This window comes from Pseudomonas sp., assembly GCF_041601375.1.
Taxonomy (GTDB): Bacteria; Pseudomonadota; Gammaproteobacteria; order Pseudomonadales; family Pseudomonadaceae; genus Aquipseudomonas.
Map to the genome: position 1 here is coordinate 1 of NZ_JBFIIG010000074.1, position 18,772 is coordinate 18,772.

Here is an 18,772-nt window from a genome sequence, read left to right on the forward strand (position 1 = left end):
CGGGCACCCGCGCGCCGGTCATGCGCAGCAGTTCGCGGCCCAGGGCCTCGGGTAGCGAGCCCTGGGCGAAGGCGATCTTGGCCAGCGCCGCGCCAACGAAATCGGGCACCGGCACGAAGTTCTTGCGCAGCGCCTTGGGCAGGTTGCGCACCAGGGCGATGCACTTGGCTTCCAGCAGGCCGGGCACCAGCCATTGCAGGCGCTCGGCCGGCAGTTGCGGAAGCAGCGGCGCCGGCACGCGCAGGGTGACGCCGTCGCGCGGGTGGTTGGGCTCGAAGTGGTAGCTCAGCGGCAGGGTCAGTTCGCCCAGGCGCAGGGTATCCGGGTACTGCGCAGCGGTGATCTCCTTGGCATCGCGGGCCAGCACGTCTTCCTCGCGCATGATCAGCAGCTGCGGGTCCTTCTGGCTCTCGGTCTTGTACCAGCTGTCGAAGGTCGCGGCCTGGTGGATCTCGGCCGGCAGGCGCGCCTGGTAGTAGGCGAACAGGGTTTCCTCGTCGGCGAGGATGTCGCGCCGGCGGGCCTTGGCTTCCAGCTCGTCGAGCTGCTCCAGCAGCTTGCGGTTGGCGCTCAGGCATTTGGCCCGGGAGAGGATTTCGCCACCGACCAGGCCCTCGCGGATAAACAGCTCGCGCGATACCTCGGGATCGATGGGGCCGTAATGCACCGGCCGGCGACCGACCACGATCAGGCCGTAGAGGCTGATCTGCTCGTAGGCCACCACCTGGCCGCGCTTCTTCTCCCAGTGCGGCTCCAGGTGATTCTTCTTGATCAGGTGCGGCGCCAGCGGTTCGATCCAGTCCGGCTCGATCCTGGCCACCATGCGGGCGAACAGCTTGGTGGTCTCGACCAGTTCGGAGGCCATGATCCAGGTGGGCTTCTTGCGCCCGATCACGCTCGAGGGGTGCACCCAGAAGCGCCGCTGGCGCGCGCCCAGGTAGTCGCCGTCTTCGGTCTTCTGGCCGATCTGGCTGAGCAGGCCGGAGAGGATCGCCTTGTGCACCGCGGCGTAGCCCTTGGCGCGCTGGGCGGCTTCATCCTTGTCGGCGCTATTCGCCGGATCGATCGCCTGCTGCACCGAACCGCCCTTCGTAGGATGGCGTTGAGCGGCGCGAGACCCACCGGCTTTCCCGGCCTGGGTATCACCACCTTCGGCAAGCTTCAGGTCGCGAGCGATCAGCACCAGCTGGCGGTGCGCATCGCGCCATTCGCGCAGGCGCAGGTAATTGAGGAAGTTCTTCCGGCACCAGCTGCGCAGCGCACCGGAACCCAGGGCCTGACGCTGCTCCTCGAAACCGCGCCACAGGTTGATCAGCGCGGCGAAGTCGGAATCGACGTCCTTCCACTGCGCGTGGGCCTGGTCGGCGGCCTGCTGACGATCCGAGGGGCGTTCGCGCGGGTCCTGTACCGACAGGCTGCTGGCGATGATCAGCACTTCCTCGAGGCTGCCCTGGCTGGCCCCTTCCAGGACCATGCGCCCCAGCCGCGGGTCGACCGGCAGGCGGGCCAACTGGCGGCCCAGAGGCGTGAGTAGGCCTTCGCGGTTGACCGCCGAGAGTTCCTGCAACAGGTTGAAACCGTCGCTGATGGCCTTGCCGTCCGGCGGCTCGATAAAGGGGAAGTCCTCGATCTCGCCCAGGCGCAGATGAAGCATCTGCAGGATCACCGCCGCCAGGTTGGTACGCAGGATCTCCGGGTCGGTGAAGGCCGGCCGGCCGTTGAAGTCGTCCTCGCTGTACAGGCGCACGCAGATGCCCGCCTCGACCCGGCCGCAGCGACCCTTGCGCTGGTTGGCGCTAGCCTGGGAGACGGCCTCGATGGGCAGGCGCTGGACCTTGGCGCGGTAGCTGTAGCGGCTGATCCGCGCGGTGCCGCTGTCGATCACGTAGCGGATGCCCGGCACGGTCAGCGAGGTCTCCGCGACGTTGGTGGCCAGGACGATCTTGCGCGCGCCCATGGGCGCGAAAATCTTCTGCTGCTCGGCCGGGCTCAGGCGCGCATACAGCGGCAGCACTTCGGTGAATCGCAGGTTGGCCTTGCGCAGGACCTCGGCGCAGTCGCGAATCTCACGTTCGCCGGGGAGGAACACCAGCACATCGCCGGGGCGCTTGCCGTCAGCTTTCTCGAAGGCGGCGATCTCGTCGAGACTGGCGAGAATCGCCTGATCGACCGAGAGATCGTCCTCGACCCGGTTGCCCTCCTCGTCCTGCTCGGACGCCAGCGGCCGGTACCAGGTGTCGACCGGGTAGGTGCGCCCGGACACCTCGACGATGGGCGCCCCGCCGAAATGCTCGGAAAAACGCTGCAGGTCGATGGTCGCCGAGGTGATGATCAGCTTGAGATCGGGGCGACGCACCAGCAGGGTTTTCAGGTAGCCGAGCAGAAAGTCGATGTTCAGGCTGCGTTCGTGGGCTTCGTCGACGATCAGGGTGTCGTATTTTTCCAGGTAGCGGTCGTGCTGGGTCTCGGCCAGCAGGATGCCGTCGGTCATCAGCTTGATCAGGCTGCGCTCGCTGCTCTGGTCCTCGAAACGCACCTGATAGCCGACCAGTTCGCCCAACGGCGTGCCGATTTCTTCCGCCACCCGGGTGGCCACGCTGCGCGCGGCCAGGCGCCGCGGCTGGGTGTGGCCGATCAGGCCATGCACGCCGCGGCCCAGCTCCAGGCAGATCTTCGGCAACTGGGTGGTCTTGCCCGAACCGGTCTCGCCGGCGATCACCACCACCTGGTGCTTGGCGATGGCGGCCTTGATCTCGTCGCGCTTGGCGGCGATCGGCAAGGCATCGTCGTAGCGCATGGCCGGCACGCTCAGGCGGCGCGCCTCGACCTTGGCCACCGAGGCCTGGAAGCGCTCCAGCCACTGCGCCAGCCTGGCCTGGTCCGGTACCGGTTGCTTGCGCAGCTCGTGGAGCTGACGGCGCAGGCGATGACGGTCGGCCAGCAGGGCCTGGTCGAGGTTGTTCAGCAGGTGGTCGGTGGCGGTAATCGGATCGGTCATCAGGCAACTTGGGCGATAGCGGCAAAGGGCGCGATTGTCGCAGATTTGCGGGGCAGAAGACGAACGCACACGACTGTGGCAGGGGCTTTAGCCGCGAATTCATTTGTCCGGCGGCTGAAACGCCCGTAGGGCGAACTCAGGAGCGTAGCGAACAGTCCGCCAGCGGCGATGCCCGTGCCAACGGCGTACTGCTGCGCGAGTACGCCCTACGCGCACCGTCCTGCCAGCCGGATGGGCCAGACCACGCGTCCGTAGGGCGGACTCAGGAGCGTAGCGAACAGTCCGCCAGCGGCGTTTTTTGATGGTCAATCGTCGTAGGGCAACCGATCCGCGTGCATCCCACCCGCCCAATCCGCTGGATAAAGGCCCTGCTTCACCAGGTGGTGAAACGTCGAATAGGGCCAATCCGCGACGCTCTCGACCAGGCCATGTTTCATCGGGTTGATGTGCACGTAGTCGAGGTGACGGCGCAGGTCTGCTTCGTCGCGAATCAGGTGTTCCCAGTAGCGTCGCTGCCAGATGCCCCGCTCGCGGCGGCGCAGGAGGATCTTCGAACGCCACTCGTCAGCCGGCACCTCGCGGGAGAACAGCAACTTGATCATGCGCCAACGGTGGGCGTAATCCTGCTCGCCCGGTGGCAGTTCGATCACACAGTGGAAATGATCGGGCAGCACCGACCAGGCGTGGATCTCGAACGGATGACGCCGCCGCGTCAGCCGCACCGCATTGCGCAGCACCTCGATATGCCTTACCAGCAGGTCGTTACCATGACGGACACGCAACGCGTGGGTAAAAAAGTAGGTGCCACCGGGGCACCAGACGCGACGATAGTTGGGCATAGGCGTCATCCATGACAGGTCGTGGGTGCCCAGGAGTGTAGTTCGACTTCGCGGGGCCGCGAACCTGGCCCGCAGGGCGGACTCGGGAGCGTAGCGAACAGTCCGTCAGCGGCGGCGCCCGTGCCAACGGCGTACTGCTGCGCGAGTACGCCCTACGCGCTGAAGCCACTCCCACCGGCTGCCTCCAGAAACGCCAAAGCCCCGCACTCGGCGGGGCTTGGTCTGCGCCGGCGGCCTCAACTGGCTGCGGCCAGCCTCTTCAGCTCTTCGTCGCGCAGTTCGCGGCGGAGGATCTTGCCGACGTTGGTGGTCGGCAGCGCCTCGCGGAACTCCACGGCCTTGGGCACCTTGTAGCCGGTGACGTTGGCGCGCATGTGCTGCATGACCTGTTCCTTGGTCAGGTTCACCCCCGGCTTGGCGACCACGAACAGCTTGATCGCTTCGCCGGATTTCTCGTCCGGAATGCCGATGGCCGCGCACTGCAGCACACCCGGCAGGGTCGCCAGCACGTCTTCCAGCTCGTTGGGGTAGACGTTGAAGCCGGACACCAGAATCATGTCCTTCTTGCGGTCGACGATGCGCATGTAGCCGTCTTCCTGGATCACCGCGATGTCGCCGGTCTTCAGCCAACCATCGGCGTCGAGGATTTCGTCGGTGGCGTCCTGACGCTGCCAGTAGCCCTTCATCACCTGCGGGCCCATGATGCACAACTCGCCGATCGCGCCGAGCGGCAGCTCGTTGCCCTCGTCGTCGATGATCTTGCACCGAGTCGAGGGCACCGGGATGCCGATGGTGCCCATCTGGATGTTCTGGATCGGGTTGACCGAGGCCACCGGGCTGGTTTCGGTCATGCCATAGCCTTCGCAAATCGGACTGCCGGTGACCTGCTTCCAGCGCTCGGCGGTGGCCAGTTGCAGGGCCATGCCGCCGGACAGGGTGATTTTCAGAGACGAGAAGTCGAGCTTCTGGAAGTCCTCGTTGTTGCACAGGGCGACGAACAGCGTGTTGAGGCCGACGAAACCGCTGAACTTGTAACGAGCCAGATCCTTGACCATGCCCGGCAGGTCGCGCGGATTGGTGATCAGCACGTTGTGGTTGCCGATCAGCATCATGGCCATGCAATGGAAGGTGAAGGCGTAGATGTGATAGAGCGGCAGCGGCGCGATCAGGATTTCGCTGCCTTCATTCATGTTCGACGCCATCATCGCCCGGGACTGCAGCATGTTGGCGATCAGGTTGCGGTGGGTCAGCATGGCGCCCTTGGCCACCCCGGTGGTGCCGCCGGTGTACTGCAGCACGGCGATCTCGCCGCTGGCCGGATTGGCTTCCCTGACCGCCTTGCCGCGGCCTTTGCTCAGGGCTTCGGTGAACTTGACGGCGTGCGGCAAGTTGTAGGCCGGCACCATCTTCTTCACATACTTGACCACGCTGTTGACCAGCAGGCGCTTGAGCGGCGGCAACATGTCGCCGACTTCAGTGATGATGACCGTCTTGATCCCGGTCTTGGGCAACACTTGCTCGGCCAGGTGAGCCATGTTGGCCAGGCTGACCAGGGCCTTGGCGCCGGAATCGTTGAATTGGTGTTCCATTTCCCGCGCGGTGTACAACGGGTTGGTGTTGACCACGACGAGGCCGGCGCGCAGGGCGCCGAACACAGCGACCGGGTACTGCAGGACGTTGGGCAGTTGCACGGCGATGCGGTCGCCGGGCTGCAGGTCGGTGTGCTGTTGCAGGTAGGCGGCGAAGGCACCGGACAGCTCATACAGTTCGCCGTAGGTGATGGTCTTGCCGAGATTGCTGAAGGCCGGCTTGTCGGCGAAACGCTGGCAGGACTGTTTCAGTACCGCCTGGATATTCGGGTACTGGTCGGGATCGATTTCGGCAGCAATCCCAACGGGATACTTGTCCTTCCAAAAGTTTTCGTTCATGGAAGCCCACTCCTAAGCAACAGCTGATCTTCACCGCGCGGAGGCGGTTGTTTATTGTGTGTTTGTTGTCTTTTCGGCCTGGCAGACGGTCAAAAGCGGGCCGAGAGTAGCAGCTTTGCCTGGGAGCGCCTAGCACCAAACACTGCCTAGCCAGTATCGATAGTGACGATAAGCCAGATTATGGTCATTTTTTGATCGAGCAGCACGAGCCCTCGCAGCGCCTGCCGGACAAGGCGTTGCGGCACCTGGGCCGCAACGTCGAGCCAGGTGCCGACCCCGGATTTATGGGCAAGTCTTTTCCCACGCTATGCGCCGTACACCGCGGCGCACAGCATCGCGGCCAAGGCCCCTCCTACAGCAGGCGTGCTGTGCCCGGATGCAATCCAGGGGATTCGCTGAGGGGACTGGAGATCAACCCGGACTGCATCCGGGCTACGGGCACTCTGCCAGCCGGTTTCAGGCGCTATCGCGCAATTCGCGACGGAGGATCTTGCCCACCGGGGTCATCGGCAGGGAGTCGCGGAAGACGATGTGCTTGGGCACCTTGTAGCCCGTGAAGTTTTCCTTGCAGTAGGCCTTGAGCTCCTCGGCACTGAGGCCGCCGTTACGGGCGACGACGAACAGCTTGACCGCCTCGCCGGATTTCTCGTCGGGTACGCCGATCGCCGCACAGCTGGCGACTTGCGGGTGGCCCATGACCACGTCCTCGATCTCGTTGGGGTACACGTTGAAGCCGGAGACGAGGATCATGTCCTTCTTGCGGTCGACGATGCGCACGAAGCCGTCCGGGTCGATCACCGCGATGTCGCCGGTCTTGAACCAGCCCTCGTCATCGAGCACCTCGGCGGTCGCTTCGGGACGCTGCCAGTAGCCCTTCATCACCTGCGGGCCCTTGATGCACAGCTCGCCACGCTCGCCCAGGGGCTGCTCGTTGCCATCGTCGTCGATGACCTTGAAGGTGGTACCCGGCACCGGAATACCCACCGTCCCCAGGCGCGCCTGGTCGCCGTAAGGGTTGGTGCTGGCCACCGGCGAGGTTTCGGTGAGACCGTAGCCTTCCACTACCGTGCAGCCGGTGATCGCCTGCCAGCGCTCGGCGGTGGCCTTGACCAGGGCGGTGCCACCGGAGTTGGTGACCTTGAGCCTGGAGAAATCCAGGTTCTTGAACTCGGGATGGTCCATCAGCGCGACGAACAGGGTGTTGAGGCCCAGCAGCGCGGAGAACTGCCACTTGCCCAGCTCCTTGATGAAACCGGCGACATCGCGCGGGTTGCTGATCAGCACGTTGTGATTGCCGTTGACCATCATGCACATGCAGTTCGCGGTGAAGGCATAGATATGGTAGAGCGGCAGCGGCGCGATCATGATCTCCTGACCCTGCTTCATCAGCGGCGCGCCGTCGCTGCCAAGCTGCGACAGGCAGGCATCGACCTGCAGCATGTTGGCCACCAGGTTGCCGTGGGTCAGCATGGCGCCCTTGGCCACGCCCGTGGTGCCACCGGTGTACTGCAGCACGGCGATATCGTCGTGGCCGACATTGACCGGCTTGACCCCATGACCACGACCCTGTTTGAGCACCGCCTTGAACGACACCGCCTGGGGCAGGTGGTAGTCCGGCACCACTTTCTTGACCTTCTTCGCCACCGTATTGACCAACCAGCCCTTGAGGCTCGGCTGCAGGTCGCCCAGCCTGGCCTCGATCAGGTAATCGATCTCGGTATCCGCCACCACGTCCTGCACCAGTTTGCCGAACATGTTCAGGTAGACCAGGGCGCGCACGCCGGCGTCCTTGAACTGGTGGCGCATCTCACGGGCGGTGTACAGCGGATTGGTGTTGACCACGATCAGCCCGGCGCGCATGGCGCCGAACACGGCGACCGGGTATTGCAGGACGTTGGGCATCTGCACGGCGATACGCTCGCCGGGCTGCAGATCGGTGTGCTTTTGCAGGTAACTGGCGAAGGCGCCGGACAGGCGATCCAGCTCGGCGTAGGTCAGGGTCACGCCCATATTGCTGAAAGCCGGCCGGTCGGCGAATTTCTTGCACGAGCGCTCGAACACCTCGATCACCGACTTGTAGGCACCCAGGTCGATGTCGTTGGGTACGCCGGCCGGGCGTTTGTCGCTCCAGAAATCAGGCTGCATTATTTTTATCCTCTTCCCCTGGAAGTGTCTGCCCCACGGAGCTCACCGTGGCATAAGGCGCTACGGTGGCCGGCAGGGGGTGAGCGGACGTTAGCAGCTCCGGCCCGTAGCGCAAATACTTGCGGGGCGTCATTGACAGCGTGAATCTTCTATCACTCCATTCGGCTGGGAAAAGCCTGCGCGCAAGCTCTACAATGCTGCACTCTCGCAGGCCGAAGGATTCGCCATGCAGCACAACGCTTTCTGGCTCAATAGCAGCGATGCCACACCGCTCTATGTGAACCGCTGGTTCGCCGAACAGCCGCCGAAAGCGGTGCTGATGGTGGCCCATGGCATGGCCGAACACAGTGGACGCTATGCGCGCCTAGGCGCCGCCCTGGTCGCCGCGGGCTTCGAACTCTATGCCCACGACCAGCGCGGCCACGGCAGAACGGCCGTGCATGGCCGCCTCGGCCACTATGCCGACGCCAACGGCTGGAACCTGGTGGTGGGTGATCTGGCCTGCCTCAACCACCATATTCGTCAGCAGCACCCGCAGGCGCCGATCTTCCTGCTGGGCCACAGCATGGGCAGCTACATCGGCCAGGCCTACCTGATGCAGCACAGCTGCAGCCTGCAGGGAGCCATCCTGTCCGGTTCCAACTACCAGCCCCTGGCGCTGTACCGCGTGGCCAGGCTGATTGCCCGCTTCGAGCGCTGGCGTCAGGGGCCGACCGGGCAAAGCGCCCTGATCGAGCTGATTTCCTTCGGCTCGTTCAACAAGGCCTTCAAGCCCAACCGCACCCGCTTCGACTGGCTGAGCCGCGACCCTGGCGAGGTGGATGCCTACATCAACGACCCGCTCTGTGGCTTGCGCTGCAGCAACCAGCTATGGCTCGACCTGCTCGACGGTCTGCTGCAGATCACCCCGCCACGCAACCTGGCGCAGATCGACTGCAAACTGCCATTGCTGGTGATCGGTGGCGCCTGCGACCCGGTCAGCGACGGCAAGCGTCTGACCGACCTGGCCAATGCCCTGCGCGCGGCCGGCCTTACCCAGGTGCAATTGAAGCTATACCCGGATGCGCGCCACGAGCTGCTCAACGAGAGCAACCGCGACGAAGTCACCGCCGACTTGATCGACTGGCTGGAACAGGCCCTGAGCCATCCCCGCCAGCTTCACCCACAGCCCCAGGAGACACACCCATGAGTCAAAGCAGCAACACGCCTTACGACGTTCTCGAAGTAGGCCAGACCGCCAGCTACAGCAAGACCGTCGAAGAGCGCGACATCCAGCTGTTCGCCGCCGTCTCCGGCGACCGCAACCCGGTGCACCTGGATGCCGAGTACGCCGCCACCACCATGTTCAAGCAGCGCATCGCCCACGGCATGTTCAGCGGCGCCCTGATCAGCGCGGCAGTGGCCTGCGAACTGCCCGGCCCGGGCACCATCTACCTCGGCCAGCAAATGCGCTTCACCGCGCCGGTTAAGCTCGGCGACACCCTCACCGTGCGCCTGGAAATCCTCGAGAAGCTGCCGAAATTCCGCGTGCGCGTCGCCACCCGGGTGTACAACCAGAACGATGAGCTGGTGGTCGACGGCGAGGCGGAGATCCTCGCCCCGCGTAAACAGCAGACCGTGGAACTGGCCGAGCTGCCGCCCATTACCATCGGTTGAAGTTTTGCGCGGAGGCGATACCCGCCTCCGTTCATGCCGAGGTCGATGCCAGGGTGGAGCTGCAGCGGATCGCCGCCCGGCCCAGCCTACACCCACCCGCCCATACTGTTCTGGCCGCCTGCAAGCACAGCCCTGCTTCGAGCCGCCCCCACTGTTTCACTGGAGAATCCCATGTCCCTGTCCATGTACCAGGCATCCGTGCCGGTGTTTATCCGCCAACTCGGCAACCTCTCGACCATTCTCGGCCTCGCCGCCACCGATGCCGAGACCCGCAAGATCGACCCCAGCGTCCTGCTCAGTGCCCGTCTGGCCCCCGATATGTTCCCGCTGAGCCGTCAGGTACAGATCGCCTGCGACGGCGCCTCGGCCGGCACCGCCCTACTGGCCGGTATCGATGCCCCCAGCTTCGCCGATGACGAAACCAGCTTCGCCGAACTGCAGGCGCGCATCGCCCAGGTCCAGGCCTTCCTGCAAGGCATCGGCGCGGCACAGCTCGACGGCAGCGAGGAGCGCACCGTGACCCTCTCGCGCCGCGGCAAGGACACCCACTTCCAGGGCCAGGCCTTTCTGCTCGATCACGTGCTGCCGAACTTCTATTTCCATGTCACCACCGCCTACGCCATCCTGCGCCACAACGGTGTGGCGATCGGCAAGCGCGACTTCCTCGGCACCCGCTGAGCACGACCCGACCGCGTCCGGCTTTGCCGGTCGCGGCCTGGCACGCCCCTTTCTACCGCCAGCGCAGCATTAATGTTTGCGTTTATTTATATTTATATTTATATTTAATTTTAATTAATGAAGACAACCAGCACAGCAACCACCCCCCGCGCACCCGGCCGACCGGCCGGTGATTCGCCCGCGCAGCGCGAACGCTTGCTCGACGTCGCCGTGCAAGCCTTCGCCCATGACGGCATCAAGGCCTCCAGTCTGCGCAGCATCGCCCAGCAGGCCGGTGTCACACCCGCACTGGTCAACTATTATTTCGGCAACAAAGCCACACTGCTCGCAACGGTCGCCGAAGAGCGCGTGCTGCCCCTGCTGATGGCGCTCGGCCAGGAGCTGCGACAGCTCGGCGATGAGCCCATCGCGCTGGTCAGCGGCTTCATTCAGGGCATGCGCCGAACCGTGCAGGCGCATCCCTGGCTGCCGCCGCTATGGGTGCGCGAAGTGCTGTGCGAAGGCGGCGGCTTGCGCGAACTGCTGATGGGCCGCGTGGGCCCGGTAGTGGCGCACATGCTGGCCGAGCGCTTCGCCAGCGCACAACGACGAGGCGCACTGAACCCCGACCTCGACCCGCGCCTGCTGGTGGTCTCGCTGATCGGCCTGACCCTGTTCCCTTATGCCGCCGCACCAATCTGGCGCGGCCTGTTTACGGCCCCCGGGCTGGACGACGCGGCGCTCGCCCGCCACACCCTCGCCCTGCTCGAACATGGAATGGAGCCCTGAAATGAGCAAACGCCTGCTGCCAAGCCTGATCCTGCTCGCGCTGCTCGGCGGCTGCGAACCCGCAGGCGACGACGCCCTGCTCGGCACCCTGGAATGGGATCGCATCGGCATACCCGCCGAGGCCTCGGAAACCATCCTCAGCTGGCAGGTCGCCGAGGGTGACCGGGTCGAAGCCGGGCAACTGCTGCTGGAACTCGATGCGCGCCGCCAGGACGCGCGCATCGCCCAGGCCCGGAGCGAGGTGGCGCAGGCCGAAGCGCGCCTGAGCGAGCTGAGCAACGGCGCGCGCGTGGAAACCATCGAGGCCGCCCAGGCCGTCCTGGCCCGCAACCGCGCCGAGCTGACCGAGGCCGAGCGCAATTTCCAGCGCTTCGCCACCCTCTACCAGCATCGCCAGGTGGCCATTGCCGAACTGGATCGCGCCCGCGCCAGGCGTGACCAGGCCAGAGCCGCCACCCGCACGGCCGCCGCCCAGCTGCGCGAGCTGACCCACGGCACCCGCCCGGAACAACTGCAACAAGCCGCCGCCAGCCTGGAGGCCGTGCGCGCCAACCTGGCCCGCCTGCAGGTCGACCGCGAGCACCTGAACGTGCGGGCACCGCGGGCTGGACGGATCGATGCCCTGCCCTTCAAGCCCGGCGACCAACCGCCGCTCGGCGCCGAGTTGGTCAGCCTGCTGGTCGGCGACGCGCCTTACGCACGGGTCTACATCCCCGCCAGCCAGCGCACCCGTTTCGCGCTGGGCGACACCCTGCACGTGACGGTCCAGGGGGTCGCCCAGCCCTTCACCGCCACCCTCAGCAGCATCCGCAGCGAAGCCAGCTTCACCCCCTATTTCGCCCTCAGCGGCGACGATGCCAGCCGCCTGATGTACCGCGCCGAACTGCGCCTGCAAGACGAAGGCGCACGCCGGCTGCCGGCCGGGCTGCCGCTCAGCGCCAAGCGCGACGCCGATGCCCAGCACTGAGGCGGTGATTCAGGCCAGCGGCCTGACCAAGCGTTTCGGCCAGCTCACCGCGGTCGACAACCTGAATCTGCGCGTGCGCCGCGCCGAGGTGTTCGGCTTCCTCGGCCCTAACGGCTCCGGCAAGTCGACCACCATCCGCATGCTCTGCGGCCTGCTGCTGCCCAGCGCGGGGGAGATCGAGGTGTTCGGCTACCAGATCCCCCGGGATGCCGAGGCCCTCAAGCGGCGCATCGGCTACATGACCCAGAAATTCTCCCTCTACGAAGACCTAAGCGTGCTCGAGAACCTCGGTTTCCTCGCCACCGTGCAGGGGCTGGACAAGGGGACAGCGCGTCGGCGTATCGCCGAGCTGCTTGAGCGCTACTGGCTGGGCGACCAGCGTCAGCAGCTGGCAGGCACCCTCAGCGGCGGACAGCGGCAGCGCCTGGCGCTGGCCGGCGCGGTCTTGCACAAACCCGACCTGTTGCTGCTCGACGAGCCCACCAGCGCGGTCGACCCGCAATCGCGCCGGGAGTTCTGGGAGTCGCTGTTCGAGCTGGCCGACGCCGGCACCACCCTGCTGGTCTCCACCCACTACATGGATGAAGCCGAACGCTGCACCCGCCTGGGCATCCTCGATGACGGCCGCCTGGTCGCCGACGGCAGTCCGCGCGCGCTGCTCGACGCCCTGCCCGGGCAGCCATTGCTGATCGAGTGCGCGCAGCCGCGCCAGGCCAAGCAAGCCCTGCACGACTGCAGCGAGGTGCTGGCAATGGCGCAGATTGGCGTCGCACTGCGGGTCCTGGTCGCCAGCGAAGACGCCCGCGAGCCTATCGAGCAGCGCCTGCGCGACGCCCGCATCGATGCCCAGATAACCAGCACGGAAGCCAACCTGGAAGACGTCTTCGTCAGCGTCACCCGCCAGCCCGTGCAGGCCCAGCGGTGAGCCTGCGGCGCCTGACGGCGGTCATCGTCAAAGAGCTGCGGCAGTTGCGCCGCGACCGCCTGACCTTCGCCATGATCGTCGGCATCCCCCTGCTGCAACTGGTGCTGTTCGGTTACGCGATCAACATGGATGTGCGCGGCATCGACGCCGCCGTGCTCGATCAGGCCAATACCGCGCGCTCACGCGAGGTGGTGGCGGAAATCGGCTCCAGCCAGGTCCTCAACCTGCGCTACCAGTTGAGCAACCCGCAGCAGATGGGTAGCCTGCTGCGCCAGGGCAAGATCAGCGCTGCGCTGGTCATCCCGAGGGATTTCGAGGCGCGCCTGGAAAGCCAGGGAAGTCTGCAGCAAGGCCGCCTGTCGCAGGGTCGCCTGCCGCAGGATCGCCTGCCGCTACAACTCATAGTGGATGGCTCGGATCAGAGCGTGCAGGCCTCGGCGCGCCAGCTGGCGAGCTATCCGCTGCCGGGCTGGGCAAGTCGCCAAGGGGTCGAGTTGGTCAACTTCTACAACCCCGAGCGTCTGGCGGCGCTGAACACGGTGCCGGGGCTGATCGGGGTGATCCTGACCATGACCATGGTAATGTTCACGGCCATCGCCCTGGTTCGCGAACGCGAACGCGGCAATCTGGAAATGCTGATCACCACGCCACTGTCACCCTGGGAGCTGACCCTCGGCAAGGTGCTACCCTTCGTCGGCATCGGCCTGCTCCAGGTGACGGTAGTCCTGCTCACCGGCAGCCTCCTGTTCGAGGTACCTATCCGCGGTTCGTTGCTGGAACTCTATGGCGCATCCTTGCTATTCATCACCGCCAGCCTGGCCCTCGGGGTGTTTATCTCGACCCTGACGCAGACCCAGTTCCAGGCCATGCAGGTTGCCGTCTTCACCTTCCTGCCGCAGATTCTGCTGTCCGGCTTCATGTTTCCCTTCGCCGGCATGCCCAAGGCCGCCCAGTGGTTCGCCGAACTGCTGCCGCTCACCCACTTCCTGCGCCTGGCGCGCGGGATCATGCTGCGCGGCGCCGGGCTGATAGAGCTCTGGCCGGAGATGCTGACCTTGCTGGTATTCACCGTGCTGATGCTGAGCCTGGCGGTAACCCGGGTGAGCAAACACCTGGATTGAGCAACGACGCTGCTGCCCTCCGGATCAAATCGCGCGCTAAAAAAAAAGGGCGACCTAAGTCGCCCAAATTGCCTTGCGTGCCCGTGGTTCTGCAAAGTCTCAGGGCGCCTTGCGCTTGTGTGAGTCTTTCCAGATGAAATAACCAACACCTGCGAAGAAGGCGACCATCAAACCGACGGTGCCGATTCCGGCGAGAACAACAACATCGATAAACATGATTGCCTCCTGCGGTAGCCCTCTTGGGCCGTTGGGGATGGCTGCACGTTATCAGGACTGCGGGGCTGTTCATTGATCCAAGTCAAGGAGGCGCAGAGGCCGGCTGCGCATGGCAGCAGACACTGATCCAGGTCAACGAATCGGCCCCCGAACGGGGAAAAGAAGCGGCGCTGCGCCAGGCGATATCACTTGTATGGCGTGCACGAAGATCCTGTGCAACAAGGCTCGCCGGCTGCGTTTACCTCGAACAAGCCGGATCCGCAGGCTGTCACTCGCCGCCGACAGTGCAGCCTGTGGTTTAAGGGCACGGCGAGAATCCGCTGGGCTGTCGCAGCGCCTCGCAACGGCGCGCGATAGGTTCACAATCGCTGAGCCAGAGCTGGCTAGCGCTTTTTCGACTTGCCCTTGCCGCTCTTCTTGCCCTTGGGCAGCGGCAGCGCCTGCTCGAAGGCCTGACGCATCTCGTCGAGCTTCTTGTCGTGCAGGTCGTGGATGCGCTTGCCGCGCTCGGCGCTGAAGTCGATCAGCTTGTCGTCGTTGCTCATGATGGCGACCGGATTAAACGAAACGTCAGATTCAGGCGTGGCGCGCATGGGCTGCGCGTCTTCGCCACTTGATGCTGCCAATAATGCTGGGTTGGCCCGCTCATGACCAGCAGTGAACCATGATTGAGCGCCAGGGAGTGCTCGATGCGGCTCTGCCCTTTGCGCCGCAGATCGAAGCGCCGGGTCGCGCCCAGGTTGAGCGAGGCGATCAGCGGCTTGGTGCCCAGCTCGGCCTCGTCGTCGCTGTGCCAGCCCATGGAGTCCTGGCCGTCACGGTAATAGTTGAGCAATACGCCGTTGAGCGGCTGGCCGACCGCCGCCACCAGCCGGGCGCGAATCTCTGCGAGCAGGGGCGTCCAGGGCAGCGGGCGATGGATCAGGCCGGAATAGCGGTAGCTGGCCTCGGCATCGCCATACCAGGTGACCAGCCGCGGCACCGGGTACTGGCGACCGTAAAGCCGCACCTGCGGCTGTTGCCAGGGCGTCTGCTCGAGCAGCAGCGCAAGCCAGCGATCCGCCGTCGCCCGCTCCAGCCAGTGCGGCTGAAAATCCAGCTCGGCGTCGGCCAGCTGCACATCGGTATCGGAGAATAGGCTCACGGGCAATCGGGCTTGGTTATCCAGCGCACAGTGTACGCGACTCAGATATCGAGCGCCTGGAGGCGGCCGCAGCAGGAGAGCGGTGTTGCCCCCGCGCTCAAACTTGCACATCCACCCACAGCCCCTGCCGCGGCAGTTCATCGACTGCCGCCTCGTCGACCTCGGCCACTTCGCCTTCGGCCAGTTCTTCGGGGCTGTAGCCACGCCGCTGGCGCCGGCGCTGCTCCTCGCGCAACAACTCGGCAGCCTCCTGGGGGTGGCGCTTATCCAGGCTCACGCCACTTTCCTTGGCGCTGGCGGCAGCCGGCGTAACCGGTGGGATATCGGGCCTGGGCTTGATCGCATCCTGCTGGACGGTGATCGGCGCCATGCCATGGGGGATAGGCGGTAGCACTTTGCAGTCCTCCTTTGATCAGGCTGTCGGCCACTGCGACGCCGACTTGAGCCAGGCCTCGCTACACTTTCGACTCAAGCAACCTAATATTAGTGCCGGTTAAGCACTATTGCGCCTTTGGCCTAGGCCCGGCGTTCCGTTACCATAGCCGGCTTTTTCACGCAGGAGACGGGCATGGCGCAGTATGAACCGGGGCAACGCTGGATCAGTGACAGCGAAGCGGAGTTGGGCTTGGGCACCATCCTCATGCAGGAAGGCCGGATGCTCACCGTGCTCTACCCGGCCACTGGCGAAACCCGCCAGTATGCTGCGAACAACGCACCGCTGACCCGCGTGCGTTTCTCCCCGGGCGACGAGATCACCCACTTCGAAGGCTGGAAGCTGACCGTCCAGGAAGTCGACGACGTCGACGGCCTGCTGGTTTACCACGGCCTCGACGGGCAGAGCCAGAGCGTCACCCTGCCGGAAACCCAGCTGTCCAACTTCATTCAGTTCCGTCTGGCCAGCGACCGCCTGTTCGCCGGGCAGATCGATCCGCTGCCCTGGTTCGCCCTGCGCTACCGCACCCTGGAATTCACCAGCAAGCAGTTGCAATCCTCGCTATGGGGCCTGGGCGGCGTGCGCGCGCAACCGATCGCGCACCAGCTGCACATCGCCCGCGAAGTCGCCGACCGCATCGCCCCGCGGGTGCTGCTGGCCGACGAGGTGGGTCTGGGCAAGACCATCGAAGCCGGCCTGGTGATCCATCGCCAGCTGCTCTCCGGGCGCGCCAGTCGCGTGCTGATCCTGGTGCCGGAAAACCTCCAGCACCAGTGGCTGGTGGAAATGCGCCGGCGCTTCAACCTGGATGTGGCGCTGTTCGACGCCGAACGCTTTATCGAGAGCGACGCCAGCAATCCCTTCGAGGATTGCCAGCTGGCGCTGGTCGCCCTGGAATGGCTGTGCGAAGACGAGCGCGCCCAGGACGCGCTGTTCGCCGCCGACTGGGACCTGCTGGTGGTCGACGAGGCCCATCACCTGGTCTGGCACCCGGAGCACGCCAGCGAGGAATACAGCCTGGTCGAACAGCTGGCCCAAGTGATTCCCGGCGTGCTGCTGCTCACCGCCACCCCGGAACAGCTCGGTCAGGACAGCCACTTCGCCCGCCTGCGCCTGCTCGACCCCAATCGCTTCCACGACCTGGAGGCGTTCCGCGCCGAAAGCGCCAATTACAAGCCGGTCGCCGAAGCGGTGCAGGAGTTGCTCGACCAGGGCCGCCTGTCGCCCGCCGCGCATAAAACCATCCATGATTTCCTCGGTGCCGAAGGCGAAGCGCTGCTCGGCGCCGTCAACGACGGCGACAGCGAAGCCGCGGCGCGTCTGGTGCGCGAACTGCTCGACCGCCACGGCACCGGCCGCTTGCTGTTCCGCAACACCCGCGCCGCGGTGCAGGGTTTCCCCGAGCGCGAACTGCATGCCTATCCGCTGCCGAGCCCGGACCTGTATATGGAGCTGCCGATCGGCGAGCACCCGGACCTGTACCCGGAAGTCAGTTATCAGGCGCAATCCGATCTCGACGAAGACCAGCGCTGGTGGCGTTTCGACCCGCGCGTGGAATGGCTGATCGATACCCTGAAGATGCTCAAACGGGTCAAGGTGCTGGTGATCTGCGCCCACGCCGAAACCGCCATGGATCTGGAAGATGCCCTGCGCGTGCGCAAGGGCATCGCCGCCACCGTGTTCCACGAAGGCATGAACATCCTCGAGCGCGACCGCGCCGCCGCCTACTTCGCCGACGAAGAATTCGGCGCCCAGGTACTGATCTGCTCGGAAATCGGCAGCGAGGGCCGCAACTTCCAGTTCGCCCACCATTTGGTGCTGTTCGACCTGCCGGCCCACCCGGACCTGCTCGAGCAGCGCATCGGCCGCCTCGACCGGATCGGTCAGAAGCACCGCATCCAGGTGCACGTACCCTACCTGGAGAACAGCCCGCAGGAGCGCCTGTACCAGTGGTATCACCAGGCGCTGAACGCCTTCCTCGCCACCTGCCCGACCGGCAACGCCCTGCAGCATCGGTTCGGCACGCGCCTGTTGCCGCTGCTGGAAAGCGGTGACGACGACGAATGGCAGAGCCTGGTGGACGAAGCCCGCGCCGAACGCGAACGCCTGGAAGGCGAGCTGCACGCCGGTCGCGACCGCCTGCTCGAGCTCAACTCCGGCGGTGCCGGCGAAGGCGAAGCCCTGGTCGAAGCCATTCTCGAACAGGACGACCAGTTCGCCCTGCCGATCTACATGGAGCAGCTGTTCGACGCCTTCGGCATCGACAGCGAAGACCACTCGGACAACGCCCTGATCCTGCGCCCCAGCGAGAAGATGCTGGATGCCAGCTTTCCGCTCGGCGACGACGAAGGCGTGACCATCACCTACGATCGCGAGCTGGCCCTGGCCCGCGAGGACATGCAGTTCCTCACCTGGGAACACCCCATGGTGCAAGGCGCCATGGATCTGGTGCGCTCCGGCTCGATGGGCAACACCGGCGTGGCGCTGATCAAGAACAAGGCGCTGAAACCCGGCACCGTGCTGCTCGAACTGCTGTATGTCAGCGAAGTGGTGGCCCCACGCGCCCTGCAACTGGGTCGCTATTTGCCGCCGGCGGCGCTGCGCTGCCTGCTCGACGGCAACGGCAACGACCTGGCCCACAAGGTGGCCTTCGAGACCCTCAACGACCAGCTGGAAAGTGTGCCACGCGCCAGCGCCAACAAGTTCGTCCAGGCCCAGCGCGACAGCCTCAACCCGCTGATCAATACCGGCGAAGACAAGGTCGCGACGCGCCACCTGGAGCGGGTAGCGCAGGCCAAACGCCGCCTGGCTGCCGACACCGAAGAGGAACTCGCCCGCCTGACCGCCCTGCAAGCGGTCAACCCGAGCGTGCGCGACAGCGAACTGGACGCCCTGCGCCGGCAGCGCGAACAGGGCCTGGCCCTGCTCGACAAAGCCGCACTGCGCCTGGAGGC

At 65.3% G+C, this 18,772-nt stretch carries 16 protein-coding genes; 8 read left to right on the top strand and 8 right to left on the bottom strand.

Going from position 1 to position 18,772, the window contains the following annotated elements; translation table 11 throughout:
• The 4 genes from hrpA to fadD2 form a co-directional block, all read right to left on the bottom strand.
• Positions 1–2,998: ATP-dependent RNA helicase HrpA (hrpA, locus tag ABZE94_RS11655; RefSeq protein ID WP_372875683.1), on the bottom strand; the 2,998-nt coding region annotated here is incomplete at its 3' end.
• 305 nt (positions 2,999–3,303) lie between these two features.
• Complete coding sequence (locus ABZE94_RS11660) at positions 3,304–3,837, bottom strand: transposase (RefSeq protein WP_372875684.1); 534 nt, start codon at positions 3,835–3,837, stop codon at positions 3,304–3,306.
• A gap of 236 nt (positions 3,838–4,073) precedes the next feature.
• A complete protein-coding gene (gene fadD1, locus ABZE94_RS11665) occupies positions 4,074–5,765 on the bottom strand; it encodes a long-chain-fatty-acid--CoA ligase FadD1 (protein WP_372875685.1) in 1,692 nt (563 codons plus the stop codon).
• 456 nt (positions 5,766–6,221) lie between these two features.
• Entirely contained in the window at positions 6,222–7,910 is a 1,689-nt protein-coding gene (gene fadD2 / locus ABZE94_RS11670) for a long-chain-fatty-acid--CoA ligase FadD2 (protein ID WP_372875686.1), read from the bottom strand.
• A 226-nt stretch (positions 7,911–8,136) separates the two neighbouring features.
• Between fadD2 and ABZE94_RS11675 the strand changes: the two genes are divergently transcribed.
• The 7 genes from ABZE94_RS11675 (at position 8,137) to ABZE94_RS11705 (ending at position 14,025) form a co-directional block, all read left to right on the top strand.
• On the top strand, positions 8,137–9,099 hold the full coding sequence (locus tag ABZE94_RS11675; RefSeq protein ID WP_372875687.1) for a lysophospholipase: 963 nt from the start codon (positions 8,137–8,139) through the stop codon (positions 9,097–9,099).
• Positions 9,096–9,566 carry a MaoC family dehydratase gene (locus tag ABZE94_RS11680; protein ID WP_372875688.1) on the top strand — a complete coding sequence of 157 codons (471 nt, stop codon included), beginning with the start codon at positions 9,096–9,098 and terminating at the stop codon, positions 9,564–9,566. The genes ABZE94_RS11675 and ABZE94_RS11680 overlap by 4 nt, the downstream gene beginning before the upstream one ends.
• Before the next feature lie 171 nt (positions 9,567–9,737).
• Positions 9,738–10,244: a DUF1993 family protein gene (locus ABZE94_RS11685; RefSeq protein ID WP_372875689.1), complete on the top strand. Its 507-nt coding sequence runs from the start codon at positions 9,738–9,740 to the stop codon at positions 10,242–10,244.
• A 117-nt stretch (positions 10,245–10,361) separates the two neighbouring features.
• Positions 10,362–11,012 (top strand): TetR/AcrR family transcriptional regulator, encoded by a 651-nt coding sequence (locus tag ABZE94_RS11690; RefSeq protein ID WP_372875690.1) that lies wholly within the window; start codon positions 10,362–10,364, stop codon positions 11,010–11,012.
• A gap of 1 nt (position 11,013) precedes the next feature.
• A complete protein-coding gene (locus tag ABZE94_RS11695) occupies positions 11,014–11,979 on the top strand; it encodes an HlyD family secretion protein (protein WP_372875691.1) in 966 nt (321 codons plus the stop codon).
• Positions 11,966–12,904 carry an ABC transporter ATP-binding protein gene (locus ABZE94_RS11700; protein ID WP_372875692.1) on the top strand — a complete coding sequence of 313 codons (939 nt, stop codon included), beginning with the start codon at positions 11,966–11,968 and terminating at the stop codon, positions 12,902–12,904. The genes ABZE94_RS11695 and ABZE94_RS11700 overlap by 14 nt, the downstream gene beginning before the upstream one ends.
• Entirely contained in the window at positions 12,901–14,025 is a 1,125-nt protein-coding gene (locus ABZE94_RS11705) for an ABC transporter permease (RefSeq protein WP_372875693.1), read from the top strand. The genes ABZE94_RS11700 and ABZE94_RS11705 overlap by 4 nt, the downstream gene beginning before the upstream one ends.
• A gap of 99 nt (positions 14,026–14,124) precedes the next feature.
• Here ABZE94_RS11705 and ccoM read toward each other — a convergent pair whose 3' ends face one another.
• The 4 genes from ccoM to ABZE94_RS11725 all read right to left on the bottom strand — a co-directional run bounded on the left by ccoM (position 14,125) and on the right by ABZE94_RS11725 (position 15,779).
• The gene (gene ccoM / locus ABZE94_RS11710) at positions 14,125–14,241 is read right to left on the bottom strand and encodes a cytochrome c oxidase subunit CcoM (protein WP_289637062.1); all 117 of its coding nucleotides are present in this window, start codon (positions 14,239–14,241) and stop codon (positions 14,125–14,127) included.
• 383 nt (positions 14,242–14,624) lie between these two features.
• A complete protein-coding gene (locus ABZE94_RS11715; RefSeq protein WP_372875694.1) occupies positions 14,625–14,786 on the bottom strand; it encodes a hypothetical protein in 162 nt (53 codons plus the stop codon).
• On the bottom strand, positions 14,783–15,385 hold the full coding sequence (locus tag ABZE94_RS11720) for an alpha-ketoglutarate-dependent dioxygenase AlkB (protein WP_372875695.1): 603 nt from the start codon (positions 15,383–15,385) through the stop codon (positions 14,783–14,785). Before ABZE94_RS11720 ends, ABZE94_RS11715 begins: the two co-directional genes overlap by 4 nt.
• 97 nt (positions 15,386–15,482) lie before the next feature.
• Positions 15,483–15,779, bottom strand: coding sequence for an aspartate-semialdehyde dehydrogenase (locus ABZE94_RS11725; RefSeq protein WP_372875696.1), 297 nt, complete (start codon positions 15,777–15,779; stop codon positions 15,483–15,485).
• Between the two features lie 174 nt (positions 15,780–15,953).
• Between ABZE94_RS11725 and rapA the strand changes: the two genes are divergently transcribed.
• Positions 15,954–18,772 (top strand): RNA polymerase-associated protein RapA (gene rapA, locus ABZE94_RS11730; protein WP_372875697.1); only part of this gene is annotated, 2,819 nt, incomplete at its 3' end.